General features: G+C 33.9%; 17 protein-coding genes. 14 read left to right on the top strand and 3 right to left on the bottom strand.

The window, feature by feature from the left end:
• The first annotated feature begins 102 nt into the window (after positions 1 to 102).
• From F6P99_RS10945 to F6P99_RS10895, 11 genes are all read left to right on the top strand, one after another.
• Entirely contained in the window at positions 103 to 1,290 is a 1,188-nt protein-coding gene (locus F6P99_RS10945) for an acetyl-CoA C-acyltransferase (RefSeq protein ID WP_152287535.1), read from the top strand.
• A complete protein-coding gene (locus F6P99_RS10940) occupies positions 1,290 to 2,060 on the top strand; it encodes a C40 family peptidase (RefSeq protein WP_152287534.1) in 771 nt (256 codons plus the stop codon). Before F6P99_RS10945 ends, F6P99_RS10940 begins: the two co-directional genes overlap by 1 nt.
• A gap of 81 nt (positions 2,061 to 2,141) precedes the next feature.
• Positions 2,142 to 2,591: a DUF6452 family protein gene (locus F6P99_RS10935; protein ID WP_152287533.1), complete on the top strand. Its 450-nt coding sequence runs from the start codon at positions 2,142 to 2,144 to the stop codon at positions 2,589 to 2,591.
• On the top strand, positions 2,557 to 3,354 hold the full coding sequence (locus F6P99_RS10930) for a DUF6048 family protein (protein ID WP_152287532.1): 798 nt from the start codon (positions 2,557 to 2,559) through the stop codon (positions 3,352 to 3,354). The genes F6P99_RS10935 and F6P99_RS10930 overlap by 35 nt, the downstream gene beginning before the upstream one ends.
• 5 nt (positions 3,355 to 3,359) lie before the next feature.
• On the top strand, positions 3,360 to 4,313 hold the full coding sequence (locus F6P99_RS10925; protein ID WP_152287531.1) for an isopenicillin N synthase family dioxygenase: 954 nt from the start codon (positions 3,360 to 3,362) through the stop codon (positions 4,311 to 4,313).
• On the top strand, positions 4,313 to 4,492 hold the full coding sequence (locus F6P99_RS10920; RefSeq protein WP_152287530.1) for a TRADD-N-associated membrane domain-containing protein: 180 nt from the start codon (positions 4,313 to 4,315) through the stop codon (positions 4,490 to 4,492). Before F6P99_RS10925 ends, F6P99_RS10920 begins: the two co-directional genes overlap by 1 nt.
• A gap of 18 nt (positions 4,493 to 4,510) precedes the next feature.
• Positions 4,511 to 4,861, top strand: coding sequence for a translation initiation factor (locus F6P99_RS10915; protein WP_152287529.1), 351 nt, complete (start codon positions 4,511 to 4,513; stop codon positions 4,859 to 4,861).
• Positions 4,862 to 4,903: 42 nt separating this feature from the next.
• Complete coding sequence (locus tag F6P99_RS10910; RefSeq protein WP_152287528.1) at positions 4,904 to 5,476, top strand: Crp/Fnr family transcriptional regulator; 573 nt, start codon at positions 4,904 to 4,906, stop codon at positions 5,474 to 5,476.
• Between the two features lie 75 nt (positions 5,477 to 5,551).
• On the top strand, positions 5,552 to 6,043 hold the full coding sequence (locus tag F6P99_RS10905) for a GlcG/HbpS family heme-binding protein (RefSeq protein ID WP_152287527.1): 492 nt from the start codon (positions 5,552 to 5,554) through the stop codon (positions 6,041 to 6,043).
• Positions 6,044 to 6,060: 17 nt separating this feature from the next.
• A complete protein-coding gene (locus F6P99_RS10900; RefSeq protein ID WP_152287526.1) occupies positions 6,061 to 7,581 on the top strand; it encodes a Dabb family protein in 1,521 nt (506 codons plus the stop codon).
• Between the two features lie 9 nt (positions 7,582 to 7,590).
• Entirely contained in the window at positions 7,591 to 8,310 is a 720-nt protein-coding gene (locus F6P99_RS10895) for a 3-ketoacyl-ACP reductase (protein ID WP_152287525.1), read from the top strand.
• Between the two features lie 19 nt (positions 8,311 to 8,329).
• Here F6P99_RS10895 and F6P99_RS10890 read toward each other — a convergent pair whose 3' ends face one another.
• A complete protein-coding gene (locus F6P99_RS10890; protein WP_152287524.1) occupies positions 8,330 to 8,995 on the bottom strand; it encodes a uracil-DNA glycosylase in 666 nt (221 codons plus the stop codon).
• Between the two features lie 91 nt (positions 8,996 to 9,086).
• Between F6P99_RS10890 and F6P99_RS10885 the strand changes: the two genes are divergently transcribed.
• Positions 9,087 to 11,300 (top strand): endonuclease MutS2, encoded by a 2,214-nt coding sequence (locus F6P99_RS10885; protein ID WP_152287523.1) that lies wholly within the window; start codon positions 9,087 to 9,089, stop codon positions 11,298 to 11,300.
• A gap of 88 nt (positions 11,301 to 11,388) precedes the next feature.
• Entirely contained in the window at positions 11,389 to 11,796 is a 408-nt protein-coding gene (locus tag F6P99_RS10880; RefSeq protein ID WP_152287522.1) for a hypothetical protein, read from the top strand.
• On the opposite strand, the gene F6P99_RS10875 is transcribed toward F6P99_RS10880, so the two are convergent.
• Positions 11,797 to 12,477: a rhomboid family intramembrane serine protease gene (locus F6P99_RS10875; RefSeq protein ID WP_152287521.1), complete on the bottom strand. Its 681-nt coding sequence runs from the start codon at positions 12,475 to 12,477 to the stop codon at positions 11,797 to 11,799.
• 83 nt (positions 12,478 to 12,560) lie between these two features.
• On the opposite strand from F6P99_RS10875, the gene F6P99_RS10870 reads away from it, so the two are divergent.
• Positions 12,561 to 13,835, top strand: coding sequence for a replication-associated recombination protein A (locus F6P99_RS10870; protein ID WP_152287520.1), 1,275 nt, complete (start codon positions 12,561 to 12,563; stop codon positions 13,833 to 13,835).
• Here F6P99_RS10870 and F6P99_RS10865 read toward each other — a convergent pair whose 3' ends face one another.
• Positions 13,836 to 14,633, bottom strand: coding sequence for a hypothetical protein (locus F6P99_RS10865; RefSeq protein WP_152287519.1), 798 nt, complete (start codon positions 14,631 to 14,633; stop codon positions 13,836 to 13,838).
• Positions 14,634 to 14,750 lie beyond the last annotated feature (117 nt).

Here is a 14,750-nt window from a genome sequence, read left to right as displayed (position 1 = left end):
AAAAATAAACATTTTATGTAGTAGTCCGATTTGAATGTCCCTTTTTATTAATTTTCAAATTAATTAAGTACATTCGCATATACCCATTTTAATAAAAGAATCATGTCTAACGAAGTTGTAATTGTATCAGCTGTGAGAACTCCTATCGGAAGTTTTCTAGGTGGTTTGGCTAGTGTAAAAGCTACTGAACTAGGTGCAATTGCTATTCAGGGAGCTTTGAAGAAAATCAATTTAGCTCCGAATAAAGTAGACGAGGTATTGATGGGAAATGTGTTACAAGCGAATTTAGGTCAAGCACCAGCAAAACAAGCTGCGATTCTTGCTGGAATTCCAGATTCCGTTCCTTGTACAACGGTAAACAAGGTTTGTGCTTCTGGTTTGAAAAGTGTTACACAAGCAGTACAGGCAATATTATGTGGTGATGCAGAAATTGTTGTAGCTGGAGGTATGGAAAACATGTCTCAAGTCCCTCACTATTTCGATGCTAGAAAAGATGTAAAATTTGGCAATCAATCCTTAATTGATGGTTTGATAAAAGATGGGTTGACCAATGTATACGATCAAGAACACATGGGTGTATGTGCAGATTTATGCGCTACTGATCATAATATATCTAGAGAAGCGCAAGATCTTTTTGCTAAAAACTCCTATTTAAAAAGCCAAAAAGCTTGGGAAGAAAATAAATTCGCTGCTGAAATAATTCCAGTTACTATTACGCCAAAACGAGGTGATGTATATACAATTTCTGAAGATGAAGAATATACAAAAGTAAATTTTGAGAAATTTTCTAACCTAAAACCTGCATTTTCAAAAAATGGAACTGTTACCGCTGCCAATGCTTCAACACTAAATGATGGCGCTGCAGCTCTAGTTCTTATGACAAAAAAGAAAGCTTTAGCATTACAATTAACACCCCTGGCAGTCATAAAAAGTTATGCAGATGCATCGCAAAAACCTGAATTGTTTACAACCAGTCCTTCTAAAGCAATACCCAAGGCATTGGAAAAAGCAAATCTTAGCATTTCAGATATAGATTTTTTTGAATTGAACGAAGCATTTTCTGTAGTAGGTTTGGCTAATTGCCAGTTACTCGATATTCCTTTAGAAAAAACAAACATATATGGAGGTGCAGTTTCACTTGGCCATCCATTGGGTTGTTCAGGTGCAAGAATTTTAGTTACTTTGACCCACCAGTTGACAAACGAAAACAAAAACCTTGGCGCAGCTGGTATTTGTAATGGTGGTGGTGGAGCCACTGCTATTATTATTGAAAAAAATGACTCTAATTAATGGATTACGGAATTTGTAATTTAAGTATCGTTCCGCTTAGAAGCGAACCCTCTGATAAAGCAGAATTGGTATCACAAGTTTTGTTCGGAGAACATTTCAAAGTATTAGAAATAAGAAAAAAATGGAGTAAAATTCGATTGGCATTCGACAAATACGAAGGCTGGATTGACAACAAGCAATTTTTACTTTTCTCAAAAGAAGAGTATGACTCTTTGGAAAAAGCTCCAAAAACATTAGCCGGTAACTTAATTGATTTCATCAGCAATGAAAATGATGAGCTAACAACGGTACCTTTAGGAGCTAATTTACCAAACTTCAGCAACAATAGTTTTTCTATTGGCATTCAAAAATATGACTATGAAGGCTCTGTGATTTCTGGAAAGCAACCTAAGGAAAACTTAATTAAGACTGCATTTTTATTTTTAAATAGTCCCTATCTATGGGGTGGTAAAACACCTTTTGGAATTGACTGTTCTGGTTTTTCTCAATTGGTTTATAAATTGAATGGATATCCTTTGCTTCGTGATGCATCACAACAAGCCACCCAAGGAGAGGTTTTAAGTTTTATTGAAGAAAGTGAGCCCGGTGATTTAGCATTTTTTGACAACGAAGAAGGAAACATTACGCACGTAGGGATCATCATGAAAGACAACTATATCATACATGCACATGGCAAGGTAAGAATCGATCGAATAGACCATTCAGGTATCTACAATGTCAACACTAGAAGGCACACACATAAACTCAGAGTGATCAAGAAAATTATTTAACGTATTTATACACATCAAACCCTCAGTTACTTCTATATACTTTAGTATATTTGACAGCAAATTTAGACCTAGCTAGTACACATGAAAAAAATATTATTTGTCTTCTTGATTCTCCTTTCAATATTGACTTCGTGTGAAGACGATGATTTTTGTGAAGAAACCACTACACCACGATTGATTATAGGTTTTTACGACAAAGAAAACCCAAGTGCAAAAAAAGTAGTGCCACTATATGCTTGGGCCGATGGTAAAGATTCCATTTATGAACTAAGCATAACAGATTCAATTTTAATTCCATTAGATACTAGATCAACAAGCACTAAGTATCGATTGTCAACTTTAAACACGGTAGACACTTTAGATTTAAGTTATACAACTACTGATGTATTCCTTTCTGAAAGTTGTGGATATATCGCCCACTTTACTGATTTTGGTATTGAAAAAGCTACATTAAATTGGATTAGTAGTATAGATGTAAATGTTACAAGAGTAGAAAATGAAACAGAAACACATATTAAAATATATCATTAATAGCTGTTTTGTTCTATGCTCTCTAGCAACATTTGCTCAAGAAGAAGAACAGGAAGTAATAAGTGATACACCCGAAGACAACAACAAGACAGAAGTAGTTGCAAAAACTGCAATTATTGACATCGATAGTATCGTAGTTTTTAAAAAAAACTATGGATTACGTGTAGGTATTGACCTTGTAAAACCAATTCTTTCTTTTGTAAAATCAAATTATAGTGGATTTGAAATCGTAGGTGATTATCGATTGAAACGAAATTTATATATCGCCGCGGAGATTGGAGTTGCAGAGCACACCAAACCAAGAGACACCTATGCTTTTACTGCAAAAGGTTCTTATATTTCGGCCGGATTGAACATCAATACGTTTAAAAACTGGTTAGAAATGGACAACGAAATTTACCTGGGTGCACGTTATGGTTTTAGCCTTTTTTCTCAGACTGTAAATGATTATGTCATTTTTCAAGAGGGGACAGAAATTGATGGTATTTCAGGACCGTACTTCGAACCCAGAAGAGAAGCTCCTTCTTTTACATACGAAGATCTCACTGCACATTGGTTTGGTTTGTTGTTCGGGATGAAGGTAGAAACTTTTAAAAATTTATATCTCGGTGCGCACATCCAATTTAATTTTATGTTGACGCAAACACAGCCCGATAATTTTCAAAATTTATATGTTCCAGGATTCAACAAAGTGTACTCTAGTGGTACAGGAATGAGTTTCGGGTACACGATCAGTTATAGAATTCCTCTTTATAAAAAATAATATTCATGAATCAAATACCAAGTGTTGACTTAACAGATTTTTTATCATCTGACCCGTCTAAAAAAGAAGCGTTTATCAATAATATTGGTAATGCTTTTCACGAAATTGGATTTGTTGCATTGAAAGGGCATTTTTTATCTGAAACACTCACAGATTCTCTGTATGCAGAAATAAAAAAATTCTTTGATTTACCTGAAGACATCAAAAAGAAATACGAAATCGAAGGTATTGGAGGGCAACGTGGATATACCTCTTTTGGAAAAGAAAGTGCTAAAGGAAAAGAAGTAGCAGATTTAAAAGAGTTTTGGCATTTCGGTCAATATGTAACAAATGATATTGAACTAGAAAAAAAATACCCAGAAAATATCATTGTAGATGAACTACCAATTTTCAACAGCATCGGTAAAGAAACTTACCAACAGCTTGAAAAAACTGCAAAATATGTTTTACGCGCCATAGCACTACACTTAGGTTTAGATGAAACTTATTTTGATGAATTTATTCACAATGGAAATAGTATTTTAAGACCGATACACTACCCTCCTATTGTAGACAAACCTAAGGGAGCTGAACGCGCTGCAGCGCATGGCGACATCAATTTGATTACTTTGTTGATGGGCGCACATGGTAAAGGACTTCAAGTACAAAATCACGATGGAGAATGGATCGATGCTATTGCAGCACCTGACGAATTAATGATCAATGTAGGAGACATGTTATCGAGGTTGACGAACAACCGACTGAAATCTACAATTCATAAAGTAATCAATCCTCCCAAAGAATTATGGGGTACATCTCGTTATTCTATACCTTTTTTCATGCACCCAAAAGCGTCTATGAAATTAAATTGTTTAGAAACTTGTATTGATGAAAACAATCCAAAAGCATACGAAGACACCACAGCAGGAGCTTTTTTAACAGAAAGATTGATTGAACTAGGACTTATAAAAGCATCATAATGGATAAAAAGATTGTCCGCATATTTATCATTGGATTTATTTGGGTTACAACCGGAATCATCATTAATTTAACAAAGAATGAAGACGGTGCTGGTATCATGGTATTGGCTGTTGGACTTTTAATTGAATCTATTGCATTGCTTTTATTTTTCTGGAAAAAAATCAAGAACAAGCAATAATCTTACACCTATATTATTATGGCAAAAAAGAAACTTTCAAATTTATCTGATTTAGGCGGATTTGTATTTTCTACAAATGAAAATTTCGATTTAAATCAAAATGAAACTCAAGAAACCTTAGCTCCGAAAGAACAATACTTAGAAGCATTATTTTCTAACAAAGGACGAGGTGGCAAAACCGTTACTGTAATTAAAGGTTTTGAAGGTGCAGATGAAGACTTAAAGGCTTTGGGCAAACTTTTAAAAACCAAATGTGGTGTTGGTGGCTCTACAAAAGATGGTGAAATAATCATCCAAGGGAAGTTTAGAGATAAAGTTATGGAAATATTAAAAGCTGAAGGCTATAACGTGAAACGTGTAGGTGGATAATAACTATTAGAATCCTTCTATCAACACATCAATAATTTTCTTATGCTTTACGACTTATTGATTCAAAACATAAAAAAAAACATAGCACTCTCAAAAAGTGAATTAGAATCAATTTGCACCTACTTTACGCCAAAACAACTTGCAAAAAAGGAATTTTTACTTACTCAAGGTAGCATTTGTAAATTCGAAGGTTTTGTTTTAGAAGGATGTTTTCGAATTTTTACGATTGATAAAAAAGGAAACGAAAACACTTTATATTTCGCTACAAAAGATTGGTGGCTTATGGATATCGATAGTTTTACGAACCAAACACCATCAGATTTAAATATTCAAGCTTTAGAAGACAGTCATATTATTTTAATTTCTAAAGAAGACAAAGCCAAACTATACAAAAACGTACCTTCTACAGAAAAGCTATTTCGAATTATGTCGCAAAAAGCAATCGTTGCTTGGCAAAGAAGGCTTATTAGAAACAACTCACTCACCGCTAAAGAGCGATACTTTCATTTTACAAACACCTACCCAGACATCGTTACTAAAATAACCGACAAGCAGATTGCTAGTTATTTAGGGATCACTCATGAATTTTTAAGTAAAATAAAAAAAAGCAACTAGTTTTACTTTTATTGAACTAGTTCAACTTTATCATCGTAAAAGTTTGCAATTTTTGTAAAACAAAACAATTTATTGATGGTAAGAAATAAAAAACTTTTCCAATTAGGCATTTTACTTTGTCTTCTTTTTGCTTCAACTCAGGTAACTTCGCAAACTACCAATGAGTTATCACATAAACAAGCATTGGACATTATATTAGCAGCACAAAAATCTGCAGAAACATCGAATGTGTTAGTAAACATTGCTATAGTAGATGCTGGTGCAAACTTAAAAGCTTTTATTAGAATGGATGATTCGTATCTTGGTAGTATCGATGTATCTATTAAAAAAGCAAAAACCGCAAGGTATTTCAATATCGACACTGGAAAATTGGGTGAGCTAACACAACCAGGAGGAATTATATATAATATTGAACACTCAAACGGAGGACTCATTACATTTCCGGGAGGTATTCCAATAAAAAATAATCATGGAAAAATTATTGGTGCCATCGGAGTAAGTGGAGGTACTATAGAACAAGACAGAGAAATAGCACTAGCCGGAGCTAATTCTATTTTAACAAAATAATCTAAAAAATACGAAACATGAGTTTTTTGAAACAAACCTTTCTACCATTATTTTTCATACTTTCAACTCTTGGCTTTGCTCAAAACATTGAAAATGCGTCGCTGTTCAGAAAAGATTTCAAAGCAATTTCAGGAAAAAACACAGTATCAATTACAAGTTATAAAATTGATGAATCTCAATTTGTGTTTGCCGGAGGCGTTGGTAATATTGATGTCTATAAGTTAAACTCTAAAGGAACATTAACCGCGATTAGCAACCATTCAATGTATATGGAAAAAGGTCCTGCAAGAGGTATAGTAGCAGATAATATTGAAGGCAATGATTTTCTCTTTGTTGCTAACAAACACGGAAATGTAATTGAAACATTCTCTATTGCCAAAGATGGAAAATTAAAACAAGTTGCCTTGCTTGAAGATACAGATGAAATGCATTTAGGTACTGCGATTACATTACAAGTAACACACATAAAAAACAACGCATATTTGTTTGTAGGCGGATTAGAAGAAACACCTGGTTTGAGCTCATTTAAAATTGAAAAAAATGGAAAACTCACGCATATCCAGTCAATGAAAGATGACGAAAACATTCATACAGATGGTATCATTGGAATGTTTACTCATACTATAAAAGGCAGAACCTATTTATACACAAGTGGTTTTCAAGACAATGGTGTAAGCAGTTTTAGAATCTACAACAACGGAACATTTAAGAATGTAAACAACATACACGACAACACAACAGACAGGTATTTAACAGGTGCTTACCCTGTTACAGGAGTCACTCTTAAAAAAAACAAGTATGTAATTGTCGGGCACAGACACCATAAATACTACAAAAGAGGTGGCTTTATAAAAAATCCAGATTTCACATATCATGGTGATGCAGTGAGTGTTTTTAAAATCAACAGCAGAGGTAAATTGATTCCTCATCATACTTTTAAAGATACAGATAACACAAAATTAAAAGGACAAACTAGAATTGAAGTCATTTCTCAAAACGAAAATTCAGCAATTATTGCAGTCGGTACACGTGATGATGCAAGCATCCAACTTTTAAAATTGAACAGTGAAGGTATACTCTCCCCTGTCAATTATCTCGAAACCGGATACTCAATTTATTACGGTTTAGAATCCATTTCATTCGAGGGCAAACAATTTCTAATCGCAGGATCGAATCGTTTCGATATGAACAAGATTGTAAGCTATCAAGTCGTGCCAACTATCGATAGAGAAGACAAAAAATTAAAACATATTGTAACCTTAAAATACAAAGCCGAAGCATCGAAAGAACAAGTAGCAGCAGCTGTGAAAGCCTTCTACAACCTAAAAAACAGCATTCCTGAAATAGCCGATTTGGAATGGGGAACAAATGACAGTACTGAAGGTCACAGCAAAGGTTTTACACATAGTTTCACATTGACTTTTAAAAATGAACACGCTCGAGAAATCTATTTATTTCATACGGAACATATCAAACTTGTAAAACAAATTGGACCTATCATTGACGATGTTTTCGTTTTTGATTATTGGTCAGAATAAAATCTAGAAATCATGAATTTAAAAAATAAAAAAGCCATTGTTACAGGTGGTAGTCGAGGACTTGGAAAAGCAACAGCATTGGCCTTTGCTAAAGAAGGTATAGATGTAGCCATTACAGGTAGAAATGAAGCAACTTTAAAAGAGACAGTTGCCTTGATAAAAGCTGAAGGTGGAAATGCTTATTACAGCGTTTTCGATGTAGCGAATTATGATGATACAAAACATGGGATTGACTCACTTATAAAAAAAATGGGAACCATAGATATCCTTGTGAACAACGCAGGAATTGCAGCCATAGGATCATTTTTAGAAATGGATGTTGCGCAATGGACGAGTATGATTCAAACAAATGTTCTAGGAATGTATTATGTAACAAAAGAAGTTCTACCACATTTGATAGAAAAAAACGAAGGAGATATTATCAATATTTCTTCTACTGCCGGATTAAACGGCAATGCCAATATATCGGCATATTCAGCATCTAAATTTGCCGTAATCGGAATGTCTGAATCTTTGATGAAAGAAGTAAGAAAAAACAACATTAGGGTAGTTACTTTAACTCCAAGCACTATCGAATCTGATATGACCGTTGATTTAGGTATTGCTCAGAAAAACTCAGAAGATACAGTTTTACAACCTGAAGATTTTGCAGAACTCATCGTCGCTGGATTAAAATTACCGCGCAGAGCCATGTTAAAAAGTGCAGCGTTATGGTCTACCAATCCATAAAGTCACCATATTTAATAGGTTACCAGTCTATGGTGGTCATTTTATTCGAATTTAAAAAAGCATTCGTTTTACTAAAATGTTTGTTTCCGAACCAATATCCTCTATTGGCACTTAGAGGAGAAGGATGACCACTAGACAAAACACAATGCTTGTTTACATCAATCTTCGCTCCTTTTTTCTTAGCATAACCTCCCCATAGTAAAAAAACAACGTTTTCTTTTTCTTCTGAAATCTTCTTGATCACAGCGTTCGTAAACTTTTCCCATCCTTGCTTTTGATGCGAACCTGCTTCATGTGCTCTAACAGTTAAAGTGGCATTTAACAGCAACACTCCCTGTTTAGCCCAACGTTCTAAATTTCCGGAAACCGGAATTTCTTTACCTAGATCTTGTTTTATTTCTTTAAAAATATTCGTCAATGATGGTGGATGCCCAATACCATCAGCAACAGAAAAGCACAATCCATTCGCTTGCCCTTCACCATGGTAAGGATCTTGCCCAATAATCACAACTTTCACATTTTCAAAAGCACAATGTTCAAATGCAGCGAAAACATCTCTTTCTAACGGATAACAAGTATTGGATGCATACTCGGTTTTCACGAAAGCAATGAGTTTTTGAAAATAATCCTTCTCAAATTCATCTGACAATCGACTTTCCCAACTTTCATGTAATTTGATATCCATCTGCCTAACTAATCAATTTTATGTTTATTTTTGCGAGAACTTAAATTATTACGGTTTTTGTAATATACGCGTTGTAAAAATAAACAAATCCATGGGGTTTATCTCACAAAAAACATTAGACGATTTAGAATTTGGCACTGTATTAAAAAGTGTTGAAGAACATTGTATTTCTGACCTAGGAAAACAATTGGTTCAACAAATAAAACCCATTTCAAACAGGCCTGATTTGTTCATTGAATTAGCACAAGTAAAAGAATACAACGCTTCTATCATCAGTGAAAACCGAATTCCAAATCACTATTTTGAAGATTTAAGCAAAGAAATTCACTTATTAAAAATTGAAAATAGTCGTTTAGAGGCTACCTCCTTTTTAAAAATAGCAACTACTTCAGAAACGGTGAACGAGTTGTTATTATTTTTTAAAAAATTCGCAGATTATTTCCCGACGCTGCATACAAAAGCATCTGAGATAGAGTATACCAAAACAGCCATTATAGAAATTCAAAAGATCATCACTACCTATGGTGAAGTTCATGATAAAGCATCTTCGTTTCTAAAGGAAATCCGCAAAGACATCAACATTGTTCGGGCAAAAATTGGAAGTTCTTTTACAAGAGAAATGAGTCGTTACGACAATGCGGGATATTTAGATGAAATTCGAGAATCTGTAATCGACAATCAACGTGTTTTGGCTGTACAGAACATGCATCGAAGAAAAGTAAAAGGAAGTCTTTTAGGAAGTTCTAAAACAGGAAGCATTGTCTTTATTGCTCCTCAAGCTACGTTAGAATTGCATCGAGAATTACAAAATTTACACCAAGACGAAAAACAAGAAATCAATCGACTGCTAAAAGAATTGACAGAAACAATTCGTCCGTTTTTCCCTCTTTTTATTAGTTACCAAGACTATCTAAGTAAGTTAGATTGTATTGGTGCCAAAGCAAAGCATGCGTATCAAAACAATGCTTTATTACCTAAGTTTTCTAACACAAAACGAATTTATTTCGAAGAGGCATATCATCCAATTTTACTAGAAAAAAATAAAGCAGCAAATCTTCCCATAGTTCCACAAACATTGGAGTTAAGTAACGAGCAGCAAATTATTGTAATTTCTGGTCCGAATGCAGGTGGAAAAAGTATCACTTTAAAAACCATTGGTTTATTGCAAGTAATGTTGCAAAGCGGAATGTTGATACCTGTAGACGAGCATAGTGAAACGTATTTTTTCGACACTATTTTGTCGGATATTGGAGACAATCAATCTATCGAAAATCAATTGAGTACTTACAGCTATCGTTTGAAAAACATGCGTGGATTTTTAAAACGTTGCAATGCACATACTTTGTTCTTGATTGATGAATTCGGAACCGGTAGTGACCCTGATCTAGGTGGTGCTCTGGCTGAAATATTCTTGGAAGAATTCTATGAGAAAAAAGCATTTGGAGTAATTACAACCCACTACTCTAACCTAAAAGTTTTGGCAAACGAGCTGGATAACGTTAGCAACGCTAACATGCAATTTGATGAAAAAACTCTTGAACCTCTTTTTAAGTTACATATCGGACAGGCAGGTAGTTCTTTTACTTTTGAAGTAGCGCAGAAAAACGGAATTCCATTCAGCTTGATCAACCGAGCGAAGAAAAAGGTTGAAGGAGAGAAAATCAGACTGGATAAAACAATTTCTAAACTTCAGAAAGAAAGAAATCAATTGCAACGAAATTCAAAAGTCTTAGAAAACGAGCAATTAAAAGCAAAAGAACAAACACAAAATTTATCTGATAAAGAATTAAAAATAAAAGAAAAGCTAAGTAGTTTTCAAGAATTGTACGATAAAAACCAAAAGATGCTTTCGTTTGGAAGAAAATCTAACGAGCTTTTGAATAAATATTTCCAGACAAATAACAAAAAAGAATTGTTGGCTGAATTCAATAAATGGGTATTGATCGAAAAAACGAAATACTTAGAACTGAACCCACCTATCAAAAAGAGTAAAAACTCTAAAGCCATCAAAAAAGCAAAAAAACAGGAGGAAAAGAAAAAAGAAGTACTACTTGAAAAGGTTGAAAAAGAAATTTTAGTAAAAGTAAAAGAAGTACGAAAAGAAAAAGTGCAAGAAGCGAAAAGAATTGCTAAAGAAAAAGCAGCATACAAATTTAAAGTGAACGACAAAGTTCGTTTGATAGACGGCAAGGCTTGTGGTATTATCGATAAAATAGAAAAAAACAAAGTTACCATCGATTATGGAATGTTTACAACACAAGCAACCTTAGAAAAAATAGAACTAGTTGTTGCTGCAAAAAAATAAGCAGATACACTTTTGGTAATGATTGTGTATAGCTCACCTATCTTCCTAAAGTTTTATGTATCTTTAACCTAAATTAATCTACCCCAAAATGAAAAAAACTCTTTTTACCCTCGCTCTTTTATGTGGCGTGTTGTTCTATTCTTGTGATAAAAAAAACAATTGTACTGATTTTAAAACAGGTACGTATCTAGTAGCTACGGACACCTCGTTTGTAAACACCTCAACAATTTACAAAACCGATGACAGTCAATTACAAATTTCGCCCAAAGGAGATACGTTGTATGCAAAAGTTCATTGGCTGAATGATTGTTCGTATAAATTATTTTTTGACAAGGCTAAAATGGATTTGACTCCATTTCAAATCAATGTAAATACGCGTGGTGGTATATTAGTTGAATTCGGAATACCTGAAGGAGATGTAATGCCTTATGTATCTGTTTTGAAAGGGGAAACAAAAACTGAAACTTTTAAAGGATACTTAAAAAAAGTAAACTAATCAATCCTGAATAGAATTTTCTTCTGTATCCGGAGCTATTTGAGGTGGACTGAAATTACCATTTTCATCAAACATCAAATCGAATTCGGTTTGCTCAAACACGTAGTCCTTTTTTTGAACTCCTATTTTCCTATAAACTAAAGCAAAAACAAAGCCTATCAACAAACCAGAAAGGTGTCCTTCCCATGAAATACCTTTTTCTATGGGAAATACATACCAAAACATACTTCCATATAAAAAGATAACAATCAAGGACACAGCTATCAATCGAAAATGCTTTCGAAATACACCGCTAAAAAAAACAAAACTAAATAATAGGTACACTACGCCACTCATCCCTATATGATAGCCTTTTCCGCCAATAATCCAAGTAAACACTCCTGTCAACAAACTACCTATTAACAAAGTTTTCGTGGCTATTTCTTTGTAAAAATAATAGAGCATCGCTATAAACACGATTAATGGTACTGAGTTATTGAATAAATGTTTCGTTCCTGAATGAATAAATGGTCCACAAAACACACCAATTAAACCACTTACTTTTCTCGGATAAATTCCCCAATTGGTAAAATTCAAAGAAAACTTTATTTCTACCCAATAAACCAACCACATGACACCAACCACAAGAAATGGAATCCTAATCATATTTTTTGAATAGCTGAACAAATTTTCTTCTTTCATGAACTGTGAAATTGAATATAGTTTTAGCTAATTTAAAAAATATTATGTGAAAACATTCACGATGAAAATTGTATTTTTACGCTATGAATGAGCCATTAGCAGAACGTATTAGACCTAAGAAATTAGATGATTATATTAGTCAGCAACACTTGGTAGGTCCCACAGGAATTCTCACCCAACACATCAAAAAAGGAATCATTCCATCATTAATTTTATGGGGTCCACCAGGTATTGGAAAAACCACTCTAGCGAACATCATTGCGCAAGAATCTGAACGTCCATTTTATACTTTAAGCGCAATTAATTCTGGTGTCAAAGATGTGAGAGAAGTCATTGACAAAGCAAGACAAAGTGGAGGCTTGTTTACCTCTAAAAATCCAATTTTATTTATCGATGAAATTCATCGTTTTAGTAAATCTCAACAAGATTCACTTTTAGCTGCAGTAGAAAAAGGATGGGTGACACTCATTGGGGCAACTACTGAAAACCCAAGTTTTGAAGTGATACCGGCCCTATTATCTAGGTGTCAAGTTTATATTTTGAATTCTTTCGACAAGACAGATTTGGTTGCGCTCTTACACAGAGCTATGGAAATTGATGCTACGATTACATCGAAAAATGTGACCTTGAAAGAAATCGATGCGTTGATAAGGGTGTCTAGTGGTGATGCAAGAAAACTATTGAATGTATTTGAATTGGTTGTGGCTTCTGAAGAAGCTCCAGTTACGGTAACCAACGAATTGGTACTAAGTAAAGTTCAGAAAAACACGGTGAGGTACGACAAAACTGGTGAACAACATTATGACATCATTTCTGCGTTTATCAAATCGATTCGAGGTAGTGATCCAAATGCTGCTGTATATTGGCTTGCTAGGATGATTGAAGGTGGTGAAGACGTAAAATTTATCGCTAGACGTTTGTTGATTTCAGCATCAGAAGACATCGGTAATGCCAATCCTACAGCACTTATTATGGCAAATTCAACTTTTCAGGCTGTAACAACCATCGGTTACCCTGAATCCAGAATTCTATTAAGTCAATGTGCAATTTATTTGGCGAACTCTCCTAAAAGCAACAGCTCGTATGTTGCCATCAATGAAGCTATACAACTCGTTAAAAACACCGGAGACCTATCAGTTCCGCTCTCCTTGAGAAATGCACCTACAAAATTAATGAAGGATTTAGATTACGGGAAAGATTATAAGTATTCTCACAACTATGAAGGTAATTTTATTTCTCAAGAATTTTTACCTGAAGAGATTAAAAACACCAAATTTTACGAACCCAGTAACAACGCGCGAGAAAATGATTTTCGAAACACCTTAAAAAATCGTTGGAAAGATAAGTACAATTACTAATTACTGTTTCGTAAAGTTCATTGTTGTTATACCCGTTGGTGTAGAAAAATCTACATGTAACATTTGTACTTCATCAAAATAAGCGATGGTATTGATAAAACTCCCATTCCCATCTTTCCATTGCGTTTTGAAAACATTTGGCAAAGATGTTTGGTACATTTTACAAATAACATCACCAGCGGAATAATCAATCGACTCAGTAGAAACCACTTTTCCTATATAATTTTCACCTGCTTTACTAAGTTTTACAACTAAGTTTTGGTCATTCGTATAAACAAGTGAAGACGGTTCATCAGATACTGTGCTATTTTTCGCCGCCGTTGGTACCAAAGCTGCAGCTGCGGGAACAGGTACTTCTGCAGCAGGCATTGGAATATATGTATAATTCATGTCAGAAAAACTTTTAAAAGCATTACGTATCGCTTCTTGATACGATTTTTTATACTCTTTATAACTACTTGAACCTACTACACTTGTAAACACAATATTATTATAACAATCTAAAAGCTCGAAATTCACTTTACTTTTAAACATTGATGATTGCTTGTTCATTTTTAATTTTAACCCTCCACAATCAATACGAACATATTTCTGTGGAATTTTTTCAGAATCCATAAAAACAACCACCCCTTCTTTTTCTAATAAAAACTTAGTCAGCGCATTTAAATCATATTGATTGGGTTTATTCTGAAATGAATACAACTCGGGAACCACAACATAGGCATAATTATTTAATTCTTTTTGGGCGAAAGTCAATGTTGCACATAAAACCAAAAACACGGTTAAAATATTTCTCATAAGTTCACAAGTTTATTATTATTTATTGAATAATTAAGCAATATAACATTTTAAGTAATTAGACCAAATTCTTAGCATCTTTATATTATATTTGATTCTACTGTAATTTTTGAATCT

Source organism: Flavicella marina (assembly GCF_009193215.1).
Taxonomy (GTDB): Bacteria; Bacteroidota; Bacteroidia; order Flavobacteriales; family Flavobacteriaceae; genus Flavicella; species Flavicella marina.
This window is presented reverse-complemented; position numbering and strand designations above follow the sequence as displayed.

What these genes read in the sequence shown, in the direction of transcription:
- F6P99_RS10945 (WP_152287535.1), top strand. Translation starts at nt 103, where the DNA reads ATGTCTAACGAAGTTGTAATTGTATCAGCTGTGAGAACTCCTATCGGA.
- F6P99_RS10900 (WP_152287526.1), top strand. Translation starts at nt 6,061, where the DNA reads ATGAGTTTTTTGAAACAAACCTTTCTACCATTATTTTTCATACTTTCA.
- F6P99_RS10920 (WP_152287530.1), top strand. Translation starts at nt 4,313, where the DNA reads ATGGATAAAAAGATTGTCCGCATATTTATCATTGGATTTATTTGGGTT.
- F6P99_RS10905 (WP_152287527.1), top strand. Translation starts at nt 5,552, where the DNA reads ATGGTAAGAAATAAAAAACTTTTCCAATTAGGCATTTTACTTTGTCTT.
- F6P99_RS10875 (WP_152287521.1), bottom strand. Translation starts at nt 12,477, where the DNA reads ATGAAAGAAGAAAATTTGTTCAGCTATTCAAAAAATATGATTAGGATT.
- F6P99_RS10890 (WP_152287524.1), bottom strand. Translation starts at nt 8,995, where the DNA reads ATGGATATCAAATTACATGAAAGTTGGGAAAGTCGATTGTCAGATGAA.
- F6P99_RS10885 (WP_152287523.1), top strand. Translation starts at nt 9,087, where the DNA reads ATGGGGTTTATCTCACAAAAAACATTAGACGATTTAGAATTTGGCACT.
- F6P99_RS10870 (WP_152287520.1), top strand. Translation starts at nt 12,561, where the DNA reads ATGAATGAGCCATTAGCAGAACGTATTAGACCTAAGAAATTAGATGAT.
- F6P99_RS10910 (WP_152287528.1), top strand. Translation starts at nt 4,904, where the DNA reads ATGCTTTACGACTTATTGATTCAAAACATAAAAAAAAACATAGCACTC.
- F6P99_RS10940 (WP_152287534.1), top strand. Translation starts at nt 1,290, where the DNA reads ATGGATTACGGAATTTGTAATTTAAGTATCGTTCCGCTTAGAAGCGAA.
- F6P99_RS10865 (WP_152287519.1), bottom strand. Translation starts at nt 14,633, where the DNA reads ATGAGAAATATTTTAACCGTGTTTTTGGTTTTATGTGCAACATTGACT.
- F6P99_RS10930 (WP_152287532.1), top strand. Translation starts at nt 2,557, where the DNA reads ATGAAACAGAAACACATATTAAAATATATCATTAATAGCTGTTTTGTT.
- F6P99_RS10925 (WP_152287531.1), top strand. Translation starts at nt 3,360, where the DNA reads ATGAATCAAATACCAAGTGTTGACTTAACAGATTTTTTATCATCTGAC.
- F6P99_RS10880 (WP_152287522.1), top strand. Translation starts at nt 11,389, where the DNA reads ATGAAAAAAACTCTTTTTACCCTCGCTCTTTTATGTGGCGTGTTGTTC.
- F6P99_RS10935 (WP_152287533.1), top strand. Translation starts at nt 2,142, where the DNA reads ATGAAAAAAATATTATTTGTCTTCTTGATTCTCCTTTCAATATTGACT.
- F6P99_RS10915 (WP_152287529.1), top strand. Translation starts at nt 4,511, where the DNA reads ATGGCAAAAAAGAAACTTTCAAATTTATCTGATTTAGGCGGATTTGTA.